20 protein-coding genes are annotated in these 18,566 nt (G+C 67.5%); 12 read left to right on the top strand and 8 right to left on the bottom strand.

The genetic code is table 11. The annotated features are described in order from the left end of the window. Positions 1-9 precede the first annotated feature (9 nt). The 6 genes from ACU6XJ_RS25645 to ACU6XJ_RS25620 form a co-directional block, all read right to left on the bottom strand. Entirely contained in the window at positions 10-1,266 is a 1,257-nt protein-coding gene (locus tag ACU6XJ_RS25645; RefSeq protein ID WP_476316863.1) for a hypothetical protein, read from the bottom strand. Between the two features lie 810 nt (positions 1,267-2,076). Continuing rightward, complete coding sequence (locus tag ACU6XJ_RS25640; protein ID WP_476316860.1) at positions 2,077-2,544, bottom strand: calcium-binding protein; 468 nt, start codon at positions 2,542-2,544, stop codon at positions 2,077-2,079. A gap of 2 nt (positions 2,545-2,546) precedes the next feature. Beyond that, the gene (locus tag ACU6XJ_RS25635) at positions 2,547-3,404 is read right to left on the bottom strand and encodes an AfsR/SARP family transcriptional regulator (RefSeq protein WP_476316857.1); all 858 of its coding nucleotides are present in this window, start codon (positions 3,402-3,404) and stop codon (positions 2,547-2,549) included. A gap of 372 nt (positions 3,405-3,776) precedes the next feature. Next, positions 3,777-4,256 carry a calcium-binding protein gene (locus tag ACU6XJ_RS25630; protein WP_476316854.1) on the bottom strand — a complete coding sequence of 160 codons (480 nt, stop codon included), beginning with the start codon at positions 4,254-4,256 and terminating at the stop codon, positions 3,777-3,779. A gap of 345 nt (positions 4,257-4,601) precedes the next feature. Further along, the gene (locus ACU6XJ_RS25625; protein WP_476316851.1) at positions 4,602-5,477 is read right to left on the bottom strand and encodes a phosphotransferase enzyme family protein; all 876 of its coding nucleotides are present in this window, start codon (positions 5,475-5,477) and stop codon (positions 4,602-4,604) included. Between the two features lie 305 nt (positions 5,478-5,782). After that, positions 5,783-6,580 carry a hypothetical protein gene (locus ACU6XJ_RS25620; protein ID WP_476316848.1) on the bottom strand — a complete coding sequence of 266 codons (798 nt, stop codon included), beginning with the start codon at positions 6,578-6,580 and terminating at the stop codon, positions 5,783-5,785. A gap of 346 nt (positions 6,581-6,926) precedes the next feature. Between ACU6XJ_RS25620 and ACU6XJ_RS25615 the strand changes: the two genes are divergently transcribed. Together ACU6XJ_RS25615 and ACU6XJ_RS25610 are read left to right on the top strand one after the other, a co-directional pair. After that, entirely contained in the window at positions 6,927-7,091 is a 165-nt protein-coding gene (locus ACU6XJ_RS25615; protein WP_476316845.1) for a hypothetical protein, read from the top strand. A gap of 850 nt (positions 7,092-7,941) precedes the next feature. Further along, on the top strand, positions 7,942-8,199 hold the full coding sequence (locus ACU6XJ_RS25610) for a hypothetical protein (protein WP_476316842.1): 258 nt from the start codon (positions 7,942-7,944) through the stop codon (positions 8,197-8,199). A gap of 384 nt (positions 8,200-8,583) precedes the next feature. Here the strand turns inward: ACU6XJ_RS25610 and ACU6XJ_RS25605 are convergent, their stop codons facing one another. Then, positions 8,584-9,750, bottom strand: a complete 1,167-nt coding sequence (locus ACU6XJ_RS25605) for a putative glycoside hydrolase (RefSeq protein ID WP_476316839.1) — start codon at positions 9,748-9,750, stop codon at positions 8,584-8,586. A 345-nt stretch (positions 9,751-10,095) separates the two neighbouring features. Here ACU6XJ_RS25605 and ACU6XJ_RS25600 point away from each other — a divergent pair, with 345 nt between their 5' ends. From ACU6XJ_RS25600 to ACU6XJ_RS25555, 10 genes are all read left to right on the top strand, one after another. Beyond that, positions 10,096-11,040 carry a formylglycine-generating enzyme family protein gene (locus tag ACU6XJ_RS25600; RefSeq protein WP_476316836.1) on the top strand — a complete coding sequence of 315 codons (945 nt, stop codon included), beginning with the start codon at positions 10,096-10,098 and terminating at the stop codon, positions 11,038-11,040. Between the two features lie 6 nt (positions 11,041-11,046). Then, positions 11,047-11,397, top strand: a complete 351-nt coding sequence (locus ACU6XJ_RS25595; RefSeq protein WP_476316833.1) for a YidH family protein — start codon at positions 11,047-11,049, stop codon at positions 11,395-11,397. Then, the gene (locus ACU6XJ_RS25590; RefSeq protein WP_476316830.1) at positions 11,394-11,720 is read left to right on the top strand and encodes a YidH family protein; all 327 of its coding nucleotides are present in this window, start codon (positions 11,394-11,396) and stop codon (positions 11,718-11,720) included. The genes ACU6XJ_RS25595 and ACU6XJ_RS25590 overlap by 4 nt, the downstream gene beginning before the upstream one ends. Positions 11,721-11,806: 86 nt before the next feature. After that, complete coding sequence (locus tag ACU6XJ_RS25585) at positions 11,807-12,688, top strand: LysR family transcriptional regulator (RefSeq protein ID WP_476316827.1); 882 nt, start codon at positions 11,807-11,809, stop codon at positions 12,686-12,688. Between the two features lie 110 nt (positions 12,689-12,798). Beyond that, positions 12,799-13,650: a fumarylacetoacetate hydrolase family protein gene (locus tag ACU6XJ_RS25580; RefSeq protein WP_476316824.1), complete on the top strand. Its 852-nt coding sequence runs from the start codon at positions 12,799-12,801 to the stop codon at positions 13,648-13,650. Continuing rightward, positions 13,650-14,963 (top strand): L-fuconate dehydratase, encoded by a 1,314-nt coding sequence (locus ACU6XJ_RS25575; protein WP_476318633.1) that lies wholly within the window; start codon positions 13,650-13,652, stop codon positions 14,961-14,963. Before ACU6XJ_RS25580 ends, ACU6XJ_RS25575 begins: the two co-directional genes overlap by 1 nt. Then, positions 14,960-15,715, top strand: coding sequence for an SDR family NAD(P)-dependent oxidoreductase (locus tag ACU6XJ_RS25570; RefSeq protein ID WP_476316821.1), 756 nt, complete (start codon positions 14,960-14,962; stop codon positions 15,713-15,715). Before ACU6XJ_RS25575 ends, ACU6XJ_RS25570 begins: the two co-directional genes overlap by 4 nt. 30 nt (positions 15,716-15,745) lie before the next feature. After that, positions 15,746-16,057: an L-rhamnose mutarotase gene (locus ACU6XJ_RS25565; RefSeq protein ID WP_476316818.1), complete on the top strand. Its 312-nt coding sequence runs from the start codon at positions 15,746-15,748 to the stop codon at positions 16,055-16,057. Then, entirely contained in the window at positions 16,054-17,016 is a 963-nt protein-coding gene (locus tag ACU6XJ_RS25560; protein ID WP_476316815.1) for an aldo/keto reductase, read from the top strand. Before ACU6XJ_RS25565 ends, ACU6XJ_RS25560 begins: the two co-directional genes overlap by 4 nt. Then, positions 17,016-17,831, top strand: a complete 816-nt coding sequence (locus ACU6XJ_RS25555; RefSeq protein WP_476318631.1) for an amidohydrolase family protein — start codon at positions 17,016-17,018, stop codon at positions 17,829-17,831. Before ACU6XJ_RS25560 ends, ACU6XJ_RS25555 begins: the two co-directional genes overlap by 1 nt. Here the strand turns inward: ACU6XJ_RS25555 and ACU6XJ_RS25550 are convergent. After that, positions 17,813-18,538, bottom strand: coding sequence for a FadR/GntR family transcriptional regulator (locus ACU6XJ_RS25550; RefSeq protein ID WP_476316812.1), 726 nt, complete (start codon positions 18,536-18,538; stop codon positions 17,813-17,815). The genes ACU6XJ_RS25555 and ACU6XJ_RS25550 overlap by 19 nt on opposite strands. Positions 18,539-18,566: the final 28 nt, after the last annotated feature.

Raw genomic sequence — 18,566 nt, 5'->3', positions numbered from 1 at the left:
TTTATTCGGTCAGCCGGTGACGGGCGCGTCGAGCAGGATCACCTCTGGCGAGGGCGCCTCACAGGTGACCTTGATCGGGGGCAGGCCCTCGACGAGGAACTCGATGGCCGCGGTGCCCAGGGAGATCGTCACGGTGGAGGAGTCCCCGGTGGGCTTCCAGTGTCCGACTTCCAGGGTGCTTCCGTCGTAGGGCACGGGGATCACCAGGGCCTTGTCCCGCTGCAGGGTCTGCTCCGGGATCTCGAAGTCCTTGCCGACGTTGACCACCTCGGGCGTGCCGCCCCTGGCCAGCAGGTTGAGCTCAGTCGTCTTGGCCTTGCCCTTGTTGAAGCCCAGGTCCATCATCTTGTTCACCGTTTCCGCCGGGATGACGACGGCGGCGGATGATTCGGTGAACACGATCTCGCCGCCGCGGGGAACCGACAGCGGGGTGCGTGCTCCGACCGCGATGCTGGCCTTGTACTGGCCAGGGAAGTTCTGCGCGGTGCAGGTGTAGGGCGAGTGGATGATGCCGACCTGCGTGTTGGAGCTGATCTTCGGGAAGTTCATCGGCACGTTGTGGAACGCCAGCGGTGGCTGGCCCTTGGGACCGCCCACTGCCATGGACAGCAGCGAGTTGCCCGCCTTGGGCTTGCAGCTGGCCTTGAGCTTCAACGCCATCATCGGAGACTTCAACGTCACGTGCACCAGCGCACTGCGGAACTGCAAGGTCACCACCCCGGAATCCGGCGAGGTGTACGGGCCGATGTCCGGGAACGTGCTGCCGTCGGTGGGCACCGCGACATGCAGATCCTTACCCGCGGTGATCTTGATGTCCTTGAGCTCGATCGGTTTCTCGGCGATGTTGTACGTATCCGGCGTGGCGTTCTTCGCGCCGATGCTCATATCGGTGATCGTGGCGTCGGCGCGGTCGATGCCGAACGGCCCGGCCAGCGAGGTCAGCTCCTTGGGGAAGACCATGCCGCCCTTGCCCTGGGTCAGGAAGAACTGCTGCCCCGGCCCCAGCTGGGTGGGCGCCACGCCCTCGATGTCGACCCAGGTGTCCAGGTCGTAGATCTTGATGTCACCCATGTCCGGCAGCGTGATGTCGCAGTGGATGGGCAGGCCGAACCTGCCCGCGTCCGCGCCGACAGGCGGCACCTCGGCAGGCGGGATCGCCTGCGCTGGCGCCGAAGCCAGCACCATGGTCAGCACCGCGCTCGCCGCGGCGACCAGCGCCACGGCCTGTTTCCGCGATTGGGGACTGCGGCGTTTTCTCTCGGACATTTTCCGGCCTTTCACTTAGCAAGGATCAGTGATCTTTCTGACCAGGGATGTTCGTAAACTGGACAATACCCGAGGTACAGTACGGTACCCGGGGCAGGGGAAAGAAGTGCCTTTCAGGTGCGGTCGTAACGATTCGGTGATGGGTACATAAGTACGGAAACTGGCATGTACCTGGATGAGCAAAGGCCTGGAAAAAGCCTGGTCGAGGCCGAGCAGCCTTATCCATCTGAGGCCTATTCACGTTTTCCGGTGGCTCTGCGGGCAGCGGCCCGGTGGTCTTGACGACTGGCCCAAGTCGCTCGGTGCGTCGAGAATGATCACGGGAAGGCCGCCCGAGAAAGCCCTCTCACCTGAGCTTTGGTGCCACCAACCTGCTGCTCGCGCTGCGATGCGACGAATCGGGTCGCTCCTGCCACATGGTCGGCAACCACAGGCACCGGCGCGTCTTCTAGCGAAGATTCCTCACCTCCGTCCAGGATGGATCTCCGCGCGGCTTCCGTTGCGCAAAACTGATAAGTCGGAGATCGCATTCAGTAAAGGAGGCTCAGAACCCAAAAAAGTAAACGGAGTGAAGACGGCGACCATGCCTCATGGTTAATCTGGGGCCAGCGGTTCTTATGATGGCGCGTTGGGTCCAAGAATTGGGCGCGAAGCGTGTCGTCGGCCTGCGCAAGGAGCGGCCCAGTCCCCTTGTCCGGGACCGGGCCGCTGCTTGCTTCCGTGGCGCTCAGGGTGTGCCGACAAGACCCGAGCGTGCGGGATTGGGCAACCCCTGCCGGCGTGGGCCGGTATGGGGGCAGGGAAGGGTTTCTATGACTCGCAGCCGTTGCGGTTGTCCGGCGGTGTGCCCACCGGTCCGCAGGAATCGGTGTCGTCGCCACCATTGAGCGTGTCCACCGCGATGTCGTCGCCGGGGCCACTCAGGTCGTCGTTGCCCGCGCTGCCGCTCAGCGTGTCGGAGCCGAGTCCACCGCTCAGGACATCGTTGCCGACGCCGCCGGTGACCGTGTCGTCGCCTGCGTCCCCGTAGATGGTGTCGATGTACGGCGTACCAGTGATGGTGTCGTCACCGCCGAGGCCGTGGATGGTCTTCCCGCCGTCCGAGCTGGTGCAGTCGATCGTGTCGTTCGCGCCGGAGCCGGTGACGGTCGAAGCGGTCTGCGTCACTCCGGGTCCGACGACACAAGGCGTGGAGGCGGAGGCAGCGGTGGCGGCGGTGAGGCCGCCCATGATCAGGGTGCCTGCCACCAATAGCGGATACAGAGTGGGCGTTCTCATTGTTACCTCGATTGCTTGTCCCCCAGATGACTCCACTCTGTTCCCGATGCCGTCACCGGCGCGTGACGTCGCTCCAGGCGACAGGAGCGGGGCGGCACCGCACCGAGGTCGGCGACCAATGCTCGGAGCCGCGGTGAGGGTGCCAGGCCAAGGTCGGCTTGGAGGAGACGGCTGAACCGGCCGAACGAACGAAGGGCCTCGGATTGGTTTCCCTCGGCGAGGTGGACGCGAATCAGCGCAGCCTGCGCGCTCTCGCGGAGCGGATCGGCGTTCACCGCCGCGCCCGCGGCCACCGTCGCATCGCCGAATCGCCTGACATCGATGAGGCGGCCGACGAGTGCCTCCAGGGCGTGGAGGCGTAGCTGGCGCCAGTCCTCCGCCTCGAACAGCACCCAGTCGTCGTACCAGAGCGGCAGGAGTTCGAGGGAGAGGCTTGCTGTCGCCGCCGAGCCGAGATCGATGTCGGCGGATGGGGCGGCTCCGATGAGCCGGTGGGCGAGGGCACGCGCGTCGCGCAGATCAACTGCCACATTCCGGCTCAGTTCCAGACTGAGCGGCGTGACCCGCAGCGTCTTGCGGCTGGCTCGCGACATGCGGCTCAAGGCGGAACGCAACGTCGCGTATGCCCGGTCCTCGGACACCTCCGACCACAAGGTCCCGGCAACGAGCAGCCGTCCGACCGCTCGCCGGTGCAGTGCCACGAAAGCCAGCAAGCGTTCCGAGCCTGCGGACACCTGCACGGCGTCGTCTCCGGCCGAGAGCCCGAACCCGTCGAGCAGCTCAACGCGCAGGGTCGCCCCCGCGACCCTCCCCGCCGCGGATGGCGAAGAGCGGGTTTCCGGCGGCGCTAAGAGCGTCACAGCCCGTGTCCGCGTGCGGGTACACCGATGAATTCGGAGATTATGAACATAACTCGCGTTACCTGTTCCCCTGTGAAGTGACGAGCGGCCACAAGCGCAGATCGCGCCCCAACCGGAGTCCACTCCCAGGGTCCGGGGGAGCCGTGGAGGAAAATGTCCGATTACAACCATCCTCGCAATAGCCGCACGACGCAACTCACGAATGCGGGAAACAGGTGCGGCCCGCGCCGAAAACGGCCAGGTCCCCCTGTCCGGGACCTGGCCGCCTATCGCGTCCGGTGCGCTCAAGTCGTGCCGACAAGTCGTGAGCGCCCGGGCCTCCGTGGTGTCCTCAAGCGGCGGATCGAGTGGACACGCTGGAGGCAGTGGTCTCTACGATTCGCAGCTGCTGCGGACGTCCGGCGGTACGCCAACCGGTCCGCAGGAGTCGGTTTCGGTGCCACCGTTGAGCGTGTCCACCGCGAGGTCGGTGCCGGGGCCGCTCAGCGTGTCGTTTCCTGCGCTGCCGCTCAGGGTGTCCATACCGAGGCCACCGCTCAGTACGTCGTTGCCGACGCCACCGGTAAGAGTGTCGTTCCCGGTATTACCGTTGAGGTTGTCGATGAAAGCCGTTCCGGTAATGGTGTCGTTGCCGCCATTGCCGTTGATGGTCTTTCCGGGATTCGCGTTGGTGCAGTCGATCGTGTCATTCCCACCGGATCCGGTGACCGTCGTGTCGGTCTGTGTCACTCCGGGGCCCACAGTGCAAGGGGCTGCGGCGGAGGCGGTGGTTGCGCCGGTGAGCCCGCCCATGACCAGCAACCCGGCCACCAGTAACGGGTAGTACGTGCGCTTTCTCATCTTGTCCTCCATGCTCATCCCTCAGATGACCCCACCCTGCTCCCCAAGGCATCACCGCCGCGTGACGGCGACAGTCCCTGTTCAACCCCAACGTCACCTCACCGCCGCCAGCCCGGACACGGTCGCCGCCGGGCGAACTCCGACCTCGGCGGCGAGATCGGAAGCGAGATCGGCCGATGGTGCCGAAACGCCTCCATACTCGGCCCTCCCCGACCGTCACCTGCAACTCGGCGATCCGCTCACACACAGCGGTTCGCATAGTCCCGAATTACCCGGCATATACAGGCCGGCGGTTCCTCCAACCGCCCCGGCTGGGGCGTAGCAACCTGGGAGTAGGGGACACCAGGCGCGAGAGGCTTACCGGTAGCGGGACCACTGCGCGGTGGTGTCGTGGGTGCGGATGGTGTGGAGTCTGCGGCGAAGCTCGTCACTGATGGCGGAATTGTGGTGGGCCAGGGGCAGACCGACGGCGGCAAGTTTGAGTTCCCGGATTTCGCGCAGCACGGGAAATCCGTCCCAACTGGTGATGTCGTATCCGTAAGCCTGGGCAAGCTGGCGGTGCGTGTCGACGGCGTCGGGGAACCGGCGTTGAGCCACCGCGATGGGCACCAGGTCCCATTCGGCGGGTCCGATGCAGGTGGTGTCCAGGTCGCACAGCAGTGTCCCGTGCGGGGAGGTGAGCAGATTGCCCAGGTGCGCGTCGCCGTGGATCACCCTCGTGGGCAACCGGAAGCGCAGTGCATGCAGCTTGTCCTCAACCGCGTCGCAGTGCTGGGACAGCAGATCCGCGTCGCCGGGAGCCCAAGTTCTGCCTGCGGCGATCCTGGCGCGCAGGTCGGAGATGGGGTTCCACCGTGGCAGCGTCGCGTACGCGGGGGAGAGCCGGTGCATTCGCGTGAGAAGTACGCCGAGTTCGGCGGCGGTGGGCTGGGCCGCCGTCTGCGTGACCTGCTGCCAAAACGTGGCCGCGTGCCCGCCGAAGAACACCGGCTGGCTTATGCCCGGCACCAGCCGCACCGCGGGAACCTGGTGCGTGGCCAACAAACCCGCGGCCGTCACGGCCGCCCTGGCCCGGTATCCCAGGCCGGCGACGAGCGTGATCCGGACCACGACAGGATGTTTGTCCAGCCGGTATACCGCGTTGTTGACCAACCGGATCAGCTCGGCATCACCAGCGTCCAGACCGACCATTCGGCAGACACGGATCAGCACCGCCCGCATCGCATCCTTCATAGCCCGCGGGTAAAACCACGCCACACCATCGTGATGGATCGCCCCTTCGGCTCCGGATGACATCGGCGCAATGCCCCGACGTTTGGTACGCGCACTCCGATAATCGGAGCATCCACTGACCGCGCGGGGCCCGGGCGCAGCCTCACTTCCACGCTGCAATAGCGCTCAGACAGAAAATAAGACCGGCTCGGTCCACGGAGCTACCGCCGTTCGAGCCTGTCGGAGTGTGCAGTGAGAACCGGGCCGCCCCCTGTGGGCGGCCCGGTTGTCGACTGGTCGGCGTCGAGATGTTGTGTGGGTTGTGTTCAGCCGGTGCAGTTGGGAACCGCGGGGACGCTGCCGACGCAGTTGTTCGTGAGGTTCGCGGTGATTGGGGAGTTGGTGGTGGTCATGGTGCCGCCGAGGCGGTAGACGCCCCCTGCGGTGAGCAGCGCCAGGTTCGAGGTCACGGCGGTCTGGGTGAGCGTGGTGGCGGTGGAGTTGATCGCCGCGATGCCACCGCCCTGCGAACCGGTGTTGCCGTTGATGAACATCGGGCTGCCGGAGACACCGGTGGTGGTCAGGGTGCCTCGGAGGCCGTTGTAGATGCCTCCGCCTCGACCCACCGCGGTGTTGTCGGACACCGGGCTTCTGGTGAAGGTCGCCGCTGGGGCTTTGCCTGACGGGGTGTCGGCGTTGGCCAGGCCGCCGCCTGCGCCGGTCGCGATGTTGCCGCTGAGGCTGCTCACAGTGAGGGTCACGGCACCGAAGTTCAGGATGCCGCCACCGTCACCGACGGCGCTGCCGTTGGTGATCGCGACCGAGGTGGTGAGGGTGAGGTTTCCGGTCGTGCTGACCTCCATGATGCGGAAGGGCAGCAACGAGGTGCGGGTGATGGTCGCCGGGCCGATCATCTCGATGGGCGTGGTGATGACCGGCAGCGCTTCCTGGCCGTTGGCCGCGCTGCCGTGGCTGGTGGACATGCCGTAGGTGCAGCCCGATGCCAGCACCAGGGTGTCCTTGGCCGCCGTGGAGTTGGCGAGGTTGACCGCCGCGACGAGCGCGTTCTCGCCGCACGCCACGGGAATGGTGATGGCCTGCGCCGCGGGGGTGAGTGCTGTCATTCCCGCTGTCACGACGGTGGCCCCTAGCAAGGCCTTGACAATGAGGTGAATGCGTCTCATGACGCCTTCTTTCCTTGAACACATAGAAGGACCCGCGCGGACTGCGAGCGGGAGGAGATGCGCGAACGGTCCGCAACGCCGCTGGGGACGCCGTCTGCGTTTAACTCATCCACGCAAAAAACCTCGGCTCATCGCCTGCATTCGCGTCCACCGCGAACACCGACGTCACCGAGGTCTGGAGTAACACCTTGAGCCTACTGGCCTAAAGGGGACGATCTGTCACAAACACGACATTCATTTGGTGTCAATAGGAGCGCGGTCCGGCGCATGACACGAAGCAAAGCCTGTGCGGCAACGCATCCTGACCACGGCGAACCAGTTGGATGTGGTGACCTTCAATCCGCCCGCTGTCGGCCATCCCATCAGCGATGATCCGGATATGGTGCGCAATGTGCTTCGGGTGGCCGCAAGCCCCCCAGCCGCAGCCGGTTGCCTCCTCGGCGAGCGCTAGCGCGGCCTCGCCAGGCCTGGGTGTCCCCACATGGCAAGGTGCACTTGGAAGGACAGGGGCCTGGGTCGTGATCGGACGAGCGTCGTTCGCTGCCCTTTGCTGCCAGGGCGTGGCGAGCGCTGGGTTGCGCGGTTCGAGCCCATTTGCAGCAGGATCACTAGCTTCGTCAGAGCCTTCTTACGGTCCGAAGCTGGACAGCAACGTGGAGATGGAAGCAGGGTGGCCCAGCGGTCAGGTCGATCACCCGGGGACGACTGGAAGCGGCAGATCGCACGCCGATGCCGGGTGTTTGGTCACCAACCTGATGTCGATGCGGGTGAAGCTCACCACTTCAACGGGCGATGACGTCGGACGACCCTCGCGCCGCCCAGCCTGGCGAGAATGAGCGGGAAATTCGTTTCGAGGCCTACGCGTTCGGACATGCCTTGCTTTTCCAGGCGATGGGCAACCAGCACATGGCTGAATGGGAGCATTATGTCGGCCTCGATCTCCCCTGCAACCCGCCATGCTCGTAGCTTCCGTTGGGTTGGGTCCGATGGGTTCGTGGGTGTGGTTGGTGATGTGGAAGGTTTCGCGGTAGGCGGCGGCGAGGGTGATCCAGTGGTCTCACTGTCGGCCTGCGTCGAGGTTGGTGGGCCGCCGCAGGGCTTCGATGACCGAGCGGTCGGACACCCGGCTGTCGCGGTCCATCCGTTCACTTATGGAACGTCACCGATCCCAGCCGACCCTCGCGCCTTGGCCGGCCCTCATCGGGCGGAGGTCAGGTGTGGACCGAAGGTTGGCAGCACAACCCCGACGGCTCATTCAGTTTCGGTAGGCCTCCCTGTAAGGAAGTAACCTGATCTTCTGAATGATGGTCATCCACAATACCGTCAGAAACGTGAAAATCTCCTGTCCAAAGGCAGAGGATTTTCATATCGGCAATACTACGCGGCCCGGTTTCCATCGAGTTTCAGCGTTGGCGAGGTGGGATGACTCGGGCGAGGTCACCGACGAGCAGGCTGTGAAAAGGGCAGGTTCCGGCGGTCACCACGGCGGCGGCTTCGATCTGAGTGTGTTCGCCGATGACAGCGCCTGCGAGCTGCCAGCTAGGAGAGGGCTGCGATGAGCAGCGGCGAGCTCAAGGGTTTCGGTCGGGTTGCCCCGGCGCCACACCAGGGCAACCCGCCAAACTGAGCAGCTACACAAACAGTGTCCTCACAAGACAGGTTGAATGCGCGACCTGCCTGCCGTGCTGAAATCTTGCCTACGGGGCGCCCGGCAGGCTCATCGACGGCACAGGAGGAGCTGGTCCTTGAGTGCGCCAATGTGGCGCCTGCTGACCGGAAGTTCCTGGAGGCCTCGCCTTGGCCGACGAACGAAGTAGCCGGACGAGGTCATTTCAGCTCGGTGACCTGGCGCAGTTGCACCATGTAGGAGCGATCGTTCGCGATGAGGTCGTCACAGCCGATCAAGCGAGGCGGGTGCGGCCATGGTCACTTGCGGACCCTGGTCAGTCCCATTCGATGCGTGCCGTGTCGATGTTGTTCAGATCGAGTGATACGCGGGCGTGCTCGAACTCGCGGGTGTATTTGCGTCCGTTCTGGACGGCCGCACCCAAGGGGTTGCCGAGTGAGCGGTTGAGCTCGGGGAAGTTCATGAGTGCGCCGCCGTCGTACCTGAAGCTTTTGCCGTAGTGGAAGAAGGAGTTCGGCCCTGCCGCGCAGAGGAACGATGCCAGCGAGAAGGTGATGTTGGCGGGCCAGTTCGTGGGGGGCTCGGCCGGTGGGCTGGCCATTCCCGAATTCCACTTGCCGCAGAACGCGACCATTTTGCCTTTGCTGTCGACGCTTCGGGCGAGCTTGATGTCACCGGCCATCGACGCGGGTGAGGTCTGCTCGTGAATGCCGTAGTGCTCCATCATCGCGCCGTCGGTGATGTCCAGATACCCGCCGGTGCCGTCCCAGACGTCGGGGATGTAGCGGATGCCGTTGTACAGGACCGTTTTGCTGGAGCCGAGTGTCCCGAGGGCCCTGCGCAGTTGGGAGACCATCGCTTTCTGGCCTTTGACGATGGCTTCGGCCTTCGTCGCTCCGACCAGGTTCACCAATTCATCTTTCTTGGTGTTGTACCGGGCGACGGCGTCGACGAAGACGCCGTCGTAGCCGACCTTCTTCACCTGATTGACGACCTGCTGCACCCACCAGGCGCGCAGATCGGGATTGGAGGTGTCGTAGCCCCGTGTCACGTCGGTCACCGGCATCCAGGGCTCCCCGTTGCGCTGGTGCACGATCCAGCTTCGGTCCAAGCCGTTCTTCAGCGACTCGTAGTTGTTCAGCCACACGATCGCGGCGTTCCAGTAGTAGAAGACCTTCGTCGAGGAGTTGCTCTTCTTGAGCTGCCCGTACGCGACGGCGCTGCCTGCCTCGGCGCTGCCGTGGGTTTGCAGACCCTGCGCTTTTTCCAGGGTGATCATCGGATAGCGATTCGCCAGCAGGTCCACTTCACCGATGGTGAAGTCCGTCGGCTTGTACGTGTGCCCGTACAACGGCACGGTCGTCCAATGCGAACTGCTGCTCTGCGCGTGTCCCTTCGGCACTGATGCGTTCGCGGCGCGTGCGGCGGTGAGCGAGAGCGCCCCGGCACAGGCTGCTTTGAGGATGGTGCGACGGTCCGGCATGGTTGTCTCCCGTGTTCGCGGCGCTCCCACTCAGGGCAGCGGAGCGCGTGAGTGGCGCTGGACGTCGTCGTGGTCTCACGTGGTCGGCGAGGGCGGTTCGATCCTCGAATCGACGGGGCGCACTCGCAGAACAGTAGGAATCGACCGACGTGATGGCCACCACACCGACGCTCTCATTGGATAGAGGGCGCCTATGAATCCTCGAGCAGGCCGTGATCACGATCGCGATGGGTGCGGTCGATAGCGAGAAACGATCGAACGAGAGTCACGAGAGCGTCGCATCGCCCGCCGTGCCGTCCTTACCGTCGTGACACACCCTGACGGACTCTGTTCGGAGAAGCCCGGATGACGCATGCCTCGCGCTCGGCGGCCTGTTGCGCCCCGTCCAGCGGTTCGCCGGTGCCGAGAGCCGGTAAGGCGTCCGGGTCGACGGCAGGGCGGATGGCGGACACCGAAGCAGGCGGCATGGTGCTGTTGCCGGGTGGCGAGTTCCTCATGGGCTGTGACGACAGGACAGGGTTTCCCGCCGACGGAGAGGGCCCGGTGCGTCGGGTCGTGCTCTCGCCGTTCGCCATCGACGCCTATCCGGTGACCAACGCCCGGTTCGCCGCGTTCGTCGCCGACACCGGCCATGTCACCGACGCCGAGCGGTGCGGGTGGTCGTTCGTCTTCGCCGGGTTCCTTCCCGCCCATCTGCGCCGGACCGCGCAGCGGGTGGAGGGCGCACCGTGGTGGTGTGAGGTCCGGCAGGCCTGCTGGCGGGCGCCGGAGGGACCGGGCAGCGATGTGGACGGCCGCGGTGATCACCCCGTCGTGCACGTGTCCTGGCACGATGCGCGGGCCTTCGCGCGGTGGGCGGGCAAACGCCTGCCCACCGAGGCCGAGTGGGAGTACGCCGCCCGGGGCGGGTTGGTCCAGCGGCGCTACCCATGGGGCGACGAACTCACCCCGGGCGGGGTTCACCGCTGCAACATCTGGCAGGGGCGGTTCCCCACCTCCAACTCGGCGGAGGACGGCTACCACGGCACCTCGCCGGTCGGCGCTTACCCACCGAACGACTTCGGGGTGTTCGACGTGGCAGGCAATGTCTGGGAGTGGTGCGTCGACCGGTGGCGCACCGACCCCGACCCGACCCGCGCGGGGGCGGGCAGGGTCACCAGGGGCGGCTCCTACCTCTGTCACCGCACCTACTGCAACCGGTACCGCGTCGCGGCACGAAGCCGGAACACGCCCGAGAGCAGCACCGGCAACACGGGGTTCCGCTGCGCCAGCGACGCCGGGCAGGACTGAACCGCGATGTCGGGGCGCAGGCCGCGAAGCGTCTACGGCGTCGGTCACGAGCCCGATCCGCGGTTCTCGCTGGCCAACGAGCGGACGCTGCTCGCCTGGCTGCGCACGTCGATGGCGTCCATCGCGGCCGGTGTCGGCGTGCGGGCACTGCTCCCGGATGGCGGGCTGACGTCCGGTCTGGCGCTGACGCTCATCCTCACCGGTGTGGCCTGCGGCCTCGGGGCGCTGCGGCACTGGGCTGTCACCGAGCGCGCGTTGCGGCTGTCCCGGCCGTTGCCCGCGCCGTGGATGGCCATCCTGCTGGGCGTGGGCCTGGCGGGGGTTGGCGTGCTGGCCTTCGCGCTGGTGCTGTGGTGAACGCAGGACCGTGGGACGCCGGTCTCCAACCCGAGCGCACCGCCCTATCGTGGCTGCGCACCTGCCTCGCGCTGATCACGCTGGCGTTGACCGTCTCCAGACTCGTCGCCGAACACAATCCACTGCTGGCGCTGGCGTCCTGCGTTGTCCTCGCGCCACTCGGGGCCCTCTGCCTCATCGGCGCGTGGCACCGTCACCGCAGGACTCTGGCGGGCTTGTCCCGAGGGGACGGTCCCACCGGTGGCCTGCTCGCGGCGCTGATCACCTCGCTCACCGCGGCGACCGGAACCGTTGGCGTGCTGTACGTGCTGATCAGAGCCTAGAGGCGGGGGTGCGGTGCGGCCCTATCGTTATCCGCCGGTGCTGCGATGGCGACCTTGGCTCCCGCCTCTCAGGATAGGTTCCGCCGATGGATCTGCGGCAGTTGCGATCGTTCGTCGTCCTCGCGCAGGAGCTTCACTTCGGACGGGCGGCGCAGCGGTTGGGCATCGCCCAGCCGTCGCTGAGCCAGCAGTTGCACCTGCTCGAAACGGAGCTGCGGGCCACTCTGGTCAACCGCACGAGCAGGCAGGTCACCCTGACCGAGGCGGGTGAGATCCTGCTGCGCGGCGCGCAGCGCACCCTGGCCGAGGCCGAGCGGGCGGCAGGCGCCGTGCACGATCTGAAGGCGGGCAGGCTCGGGCGGCTGATCGTCGGCACGCTCGGTGCGGGCTTGAACGGGCCGCTGCCCGACATCATTAGCCGCATGCGCGAGGCGAACTCGAAGGTCACCGTTGAGCTGCGGCATTTCAGCGACAGCTCGTCGCAGGAGCGGGGACTGCTGGACGGCACGCTGGACGTCGCCGTGCTCCGCCAGGTCGCAGGCGACCGCGCGATCGTTACCCGCAAACTCTTCGACGAGCCATTCCTGGTGTATCTGCCCGCCGACCACCCGTTCGCGGGCCGCACCGAGTTACGGCTGGCCGAACTGGCCGAGGAGACCTTCGTCAGCTGGCCCCGCCACCTCGGGCCGTCCTTCCACGACCTGCTCACCGATGCCTGCCACGCACACGGGTTCACGCCCGTGATCGAGGGCATCGGCGACAGCCTCGTCGCGCAACTGGCCTTGGTGGCCGCGGGAGTGGGTGTGTGCGTGCAGGCGATGTCCAACGCCTCCCTCCGCCGCGAAGGCGTCGTCATCGTGCCGCTGCGCCCGGAGGACATCACCGCCCAACTCCACGTCGCCTACCGCCGCTGGCATCACCACACGCCCGCCGTCGACGCGTTCCTTGCCTGTCTTTCCGCGTCCTGATCACAGTGCCCATCCGATCTATAGCCGACGCCTATCGCACGTTTCCTTGAGCACTTCCGACTCGTCTCCATAAGGTCCTCCCATACATCAGATGTTTGGAGGGCGACGCGGTGAGACTGCTTCGGGTGGGCCCGGCGGGCGAGGAGCGTCCCGCCGTGGTGGACGAGTCGGGGCGCCTGCTCGATCTGTCGACGGTGGTGCCCGATATCGACGGCGAGTTCTTGGCAGGCGATGGCACCGCCCGCGCTCGGGCCGCCGTGGTGGCCGGTGGCCTGCCGGAGGTGCCCGCGGGCCTGCGGATCGGGCCTCCGATCGCCCAGCCGGGAAAGGTCGTCTGCGTCGGGCTGAACTACGTGGACCACGCCGCCGAGACCGGTGCGGAGACGCCCGCCGAGCCGGTGCTGTTCATGAAGGCACCCGACACGGTGGTCGGCGCATACGACCGGGTGCTCATCCCCAGGGGCAGCGTCAAGACCGACTGGGAGGTCGAACTCGCCGTCGTGATCGGCCGCACCGCCCGGTACCTGGACAACCACCAGCAGGCGATGGCCTGCATCGCCGGGTACGCGATCAGCAACGACGTCTCCGAACGCGAGTTCCAGCTGGAGCGCGGCGGGCAGTGGGACAAGGGCAAGTCATGCGAGACCTTCAACCCGATGGGGCCGTGGCTGGTCACCGCCGACGAGGTGCCCGACCCGCACCGGCTGGGCATGCGGCTGTGGGTCAACGGCGTTCTCCGCCAGCACGGCTCCACCAACAACATGCTCTTCGGGGTGGCCGAGATCGTCCGCTACGTCTCCCAGTTCATGGTTCTCCGACCGGGGGATGTCATCAACACCGGAACCCCCGCCGGTGTCGCTCTCGGCCACCCCGATCCCCAGCCCTACCTGCGGGCGGGCGACGTGATGCGGGTGGAGATCGACGGCCTCGGCGGACAGCGGCAGGAAGTGGGGCAGGCGTGATCGCGCACATCACCGGACTGGACATCCACGACATCCGCTTCCCGACCTCGCTGGAGTTGGCGGGCTCGGACGCGATGAACCCCGACCCCGACTACTCCGCGGCCTACGTCGTGATCGGCACCGACGCCGAGGACGGGATCGAAGGGCACGGGTTCGCCTTCACGATCGGCCGGGGCAACGACATCCAGGCCAAGGCCATCGACGCGCTCCGGTCCTCAGTGGTCGGACGGCGGCTGGACGAGACACTGGACGATCTCGGGTCGGTGTGGAAGGACATGGTGCACGACTCCCAGCTGAGGTGGCTCGGCCCGGAGAAGGGTGTGCTGCACATGGCCGTCTCGGCGGTGGTCAACGCCCTGTGGGATCTCAAGTCCAAGCGCGCGAACCGGCCACTGTGGTCCCTGCTGGCCGATCTCGACCCCGAACAGATCGTCGACCTGGTCGACTTCCGCTATCTGTCCGACGCGCTGACCAGGGGACAGGCGCTGGAGATCCTGCGGAGGGCCGAACCCGGCAGGTCGGCGCGCAAGGCCGAGTTGCTCGAGCGCGGCTATCCCGCCTACACGACCTCGCCGGGCTGGCTCGGCTACGACGACGACACCCTGCGCCGCCTGTGCAGGCAAGCCGTGCTGGACGGGTTCACGCAGATCAAGCTCAAGGTCGGCGCCGACCTTGCCGACGACATCCGACGTATGCGCATCGCGCGGGAGACCGTCGGCCCCGCGATCCGCATCGCGGTGGACGCCAACCAGCGCTGGGATGTCAGCGACGCCATCGGCTGGGTTCGGGAATTGGCTCCGTTCGATCCCTGGTGGGTGGAGGAGCCCACCAGCCCCGACGATGTGCTCGGCCACGCCACCATCGCCAGGGCCATCGCTCCGGTGAAGGTGGCCACCGGAGAGCACGTGCAGAACCGCATCGTGTTCAAACAACTCCTTCAGGCCGGTGCGCTGTCGTTTCTGCAACTGGACGCGGCACGGGTCGCCGGGGTCAACGAGAACATCGCGATCCTGCTGCTCGCGGCCAAGTTCGGCGTGCCGGTGTGCCCGCACGCGGGCGGTGTCGGGCTGTGCGAACTGGTACAGCACCTGTCGATGTTCGATTACATCGCGGTGTCCGGGTCGTCGCAGGACCGCGTGATCGAGTATGTCGACCACCTGCACGAGCACTTCGTCGACCCCGTCCAGATCCACAATGGACGCTACCGCGCACCCACCGCGCCGGGGTTCGGCGCGACCATCCGCCCCGAATCGCTTGCCCGGTACGCCTACCCGAACGGGCCGGTGTGGACCGAGTTGAGGTCCACGTCATGAGCAGACCGCCGACCGGGCTCCGGGCTATCGTCACCGGCGGCGGCTCCGGCATCGGGCTGGCCACGGCCACGCTGCTCGCCGAGCGCGGCGCGGCGGTGTGCTGCCTCGACCTCGACCCCGCGGCGGTGATGCCGCCGCTGCGGGGTATCCAGGCCGACGTCACCGACCCGCGCTCGGTGGCCACGGCGGTCGAGCGGGCCGCGGAGTCGATGGGCGGCATCGACATCCTCGTCAACAACGCCGGCATCGGCGCGCAGGGCACCATCGAGGCCGGAACGCTGGAGACCTGGCGGCGGGTCCTGGACGTCAACGTGCTGGGCATCGTCCGCGTGACCAGGGCCGCACTGCCGCACCTGCGGGACTCGTCCGCGGCGTCGATCGTCAACACCTGCTCCATCGCCGCCACCGCGGGCCTGCCCGACCGGGCGCTCTACAGCGCGAGCAAAGGCGCTGTGCAGTCCCTGACGCTGGCGATGGCCGCCGACCACATCGCCGAGGGCATCCGGGTCAACTGCGTCAACCCCGGCACCGCGGACACGCCCTGGGTGCGCAGGCTGCTCGACTCGGCGCCGAACCCCGAAGGCGAACTCCGCGCCCTGCGGGCCCGCCAGCCCACCGGAAGGCTGGTGACCGCCGAGGAAATCGCGGCGGCCATCGCGTTCCTGGCCGACCCGTCGGCTTCGGCCATCACCGGCACCGTGCTCGCCGTCGACGGCGGCATGCACGGCCTGCGCCTGCGACCGACAAGCTGACCGCACTCGCAGAAAGGGCAAGCCCCGACCATGGAACGGATCGCGCTGCACACCCGACTCAAACCGGGGCGAGAAGACGACTACGAACGGGCGCACGCGGTGATTCCGGCCGAACTCGAGACCGCCCTGCGGGAAGCGGGCGTGCGCCGATGGCGGATCTGGCGCAGCGGCCTCGAGTTGTTCCACGAGGTGGAGGTCGAGGACTATCCGCTGATGTGCCGAAAGCTCGCCGGCAGTCCGGTCAACGCGGAGTGGCAGGCGCGGATGGGCGAGCTACTCGAGGTGACCAACGACGCCTCCGGTGCGAGCGAACGCATTCCCCTGGTGTGGGAGCTGCCGTGAAAACCGTCCGCCTCGGCCGCTCCGAGGTGACCGTCACCGGCCTCGGCCTCGGCGGCGCGGGCATCGGCAACCTGTACCGCGCCGTCAGCGACGAGCAGGCCCGCGGCGCGGTCGACGCCGCCTGGGAGGCAGGCGTGCGGTATTTCGACACCGCTCCGCACTACGGCCTCGGTCTCTCCGAACGCAGGCTGGGCGCGATACTGGCCGACCGCCCGCGCCGGGAGTACGTCCTGTCGACCAAGGTCGGCAGGCTGTTGGAGCCCGCGGTGAACCCGGCGGGTCGCGACCCCGAAGGCTTCGACGTGCCCGCGGACCACGTGCGGCGCTGGGACTTCAGCGCCGACGGTGTGCGTCGCTGCCTGGACGACAGCCTGGCCCGCCTGGGCGTCGACCGGATCGACATCGTGTTGCTGCACGACCCCGACGACCACTGGGAGACCGCCGTCGGGGAGGCCTACCCCGCGCTGCACGAACTGCGGGCCCAGGGCGTGGTCGGAGCCATCGGCGTCGGCATGAACCAGTGGCGGCTGCCCGCCGCGCTGGTCGCCGAGACCGAGGTGGACGTGGTGATGGTGGCGGGCCGCTACACCCTGCTCGACCAGTCCGCCGCCGATGCGCTGTTCCCGACCTGCCTGCGACGCGGCGTCGCGGTGCTCGCCGCCGGGGTGTTCAACAGCGGACTGCTGGCCACCGAGGAACCCGGCTCGACCTACGACTACGTCCAGGCCCCGGACACGATCCGGAACGCCGCGGTGCGGATCGCCGAGCACTGTCGCCGACACGGGGTGAGCCTGCCCCAGGCCGCCATCGCCTTCGCCGCCCGGCATCCCGCGGTCGCCTCCGTCGTCGTGGGCTGCCAGGACACAGCCCAGTCGGCGCGCAACGCGGCCCTGTACCACGCGCCGGTCCCGGATTCGCTGTGGAGCGATCTCACCGAAGCCGGGCTGATCCGCTCATGATCATCGACGCACACCACCACCTGTGGGACCCGGCCGCCCGTGAGTACCCGTGGATGACCGGCGCGGCGTTCGACCCGATCCGCCGCGCCTACACGACGCGGGATCTCGCGGCGCTGGTCGGACCCGAGGTGCGCACCGTGCTGGTGCAGACGGTGTCCACACTGGAGGAGACGCGACAGTTCCTGGCGACCGCGCGGGGCTCCGGCGGGCTGATCGCGGGCGTGGTCGGCTGGGCCGATCTGACCGCGGCCGAGCCCACCGCCGACGAGGACCGCCTGCTGGTCGGCGTGCGGCATCAGGTCGAGCGGGAGCCCGACCCCGAGTGGCTGCTGCGCGCCGACGTGCTCCGCTCCCTGCACGGGCTCGCCGCCCGCGGTCTGCCCTACGACCTGCTGGTGCGTGCCCCGCAGCGGCAGGCGGCGCTGGCTTGTGCGCGCAGGCTGCCGGAGGTGACGTTCGTGTTGGACCACGCGGGCAAACCGGCGATCGGGGCGGGGGAGTGGCGGCCGTGGGCGTCCTGGTTGCGGGATCTCGGGGCCTGCCCCAACGTGGTGTGCAAGCTGTCCGGCCTGGTCACCGAGGCGCCGTGGCGGAACTGGACGACCGAGTCGCTGCGCCCCTATGCCGAGCACGTGCTGTCCTGCTTCGGCGCGGACCGGGTGATGTTCGGCTCCGACTGGCCGGTGTGCGAGCTGGCCGGGGGCTACCACGTCGTGCGCGCGTTGACCGCCCAACTCCTCCAGGGCTGCACCGCTGCCGAACGCGCCGCCGTGCTGGGCGGCACCGCCCGCCGCGTCTACCGGCTCGACCCGTGATCACCCGCGCCCGAGGGCAGCACCGAGCCGCGCGGGCCGAGGGTGCTGCGCAGCCACCGTTCGAGCCCGGCGATGTGCACCGTCGCGCAGGCATGGGCGAGAGCGGGTTGGCGGGAGGCGATGGCCTCGTAGATCGCCTCGTGCTGTTCCCTGGTGCGCCACACCGCACCCTCCTGCGTCAGACCCCGCCACACCCTGGCCCTGGTGGTGGGCCCGGACAGGCCTTCGATCAGCGAGCACAGCACGGCGTTGCCCGAGCTCGCGGCGATGTGGCCGTGGAACTTCAGGTCGTTGGCCACCAGCGCCTCCACACTCGGCGCCTCACCGACCTCGTCCAGGATGTCGCGCAGCTCGGCGACCTGCTCCTCGGACATCCTGGTGGCCGCCAGCGCGGTCGCCGCGGGTTCCAGGACACCGCGGACCTCCAGGAAGTGCAACACCGTGTCGTCCTGATGGAAGTCCACCACGAAGCCAACGGCGTCGAGCAGCAAATCCGGCGCCAGACTGGTGACGTAGGTACCATCGCCCTGGCGCACATCCAGCACCCTGATCATCGACAGCGCCTTGACGGCCTCCCGCAGCGAACTCCGGGACAGCCCCAGCCGCTGTGCGAGGTCGGCTTCACGAGGCAGCTTCGAACCGGGCCCGAGCTCGCCGCCGACGATCATCGCCTTGATCTTCTGGATGGCCTCGTCGGTGACAGGCACGCCAGCCCCTCTCAAAGATCCGATGTTT

The organism is Actinorectispora metalli, assembly GCF_056323685.1.
Note: the sequence above shows the minus strand (reverse complement) of the source record. Positions and strands in the feature narration are given on the sequence as shown.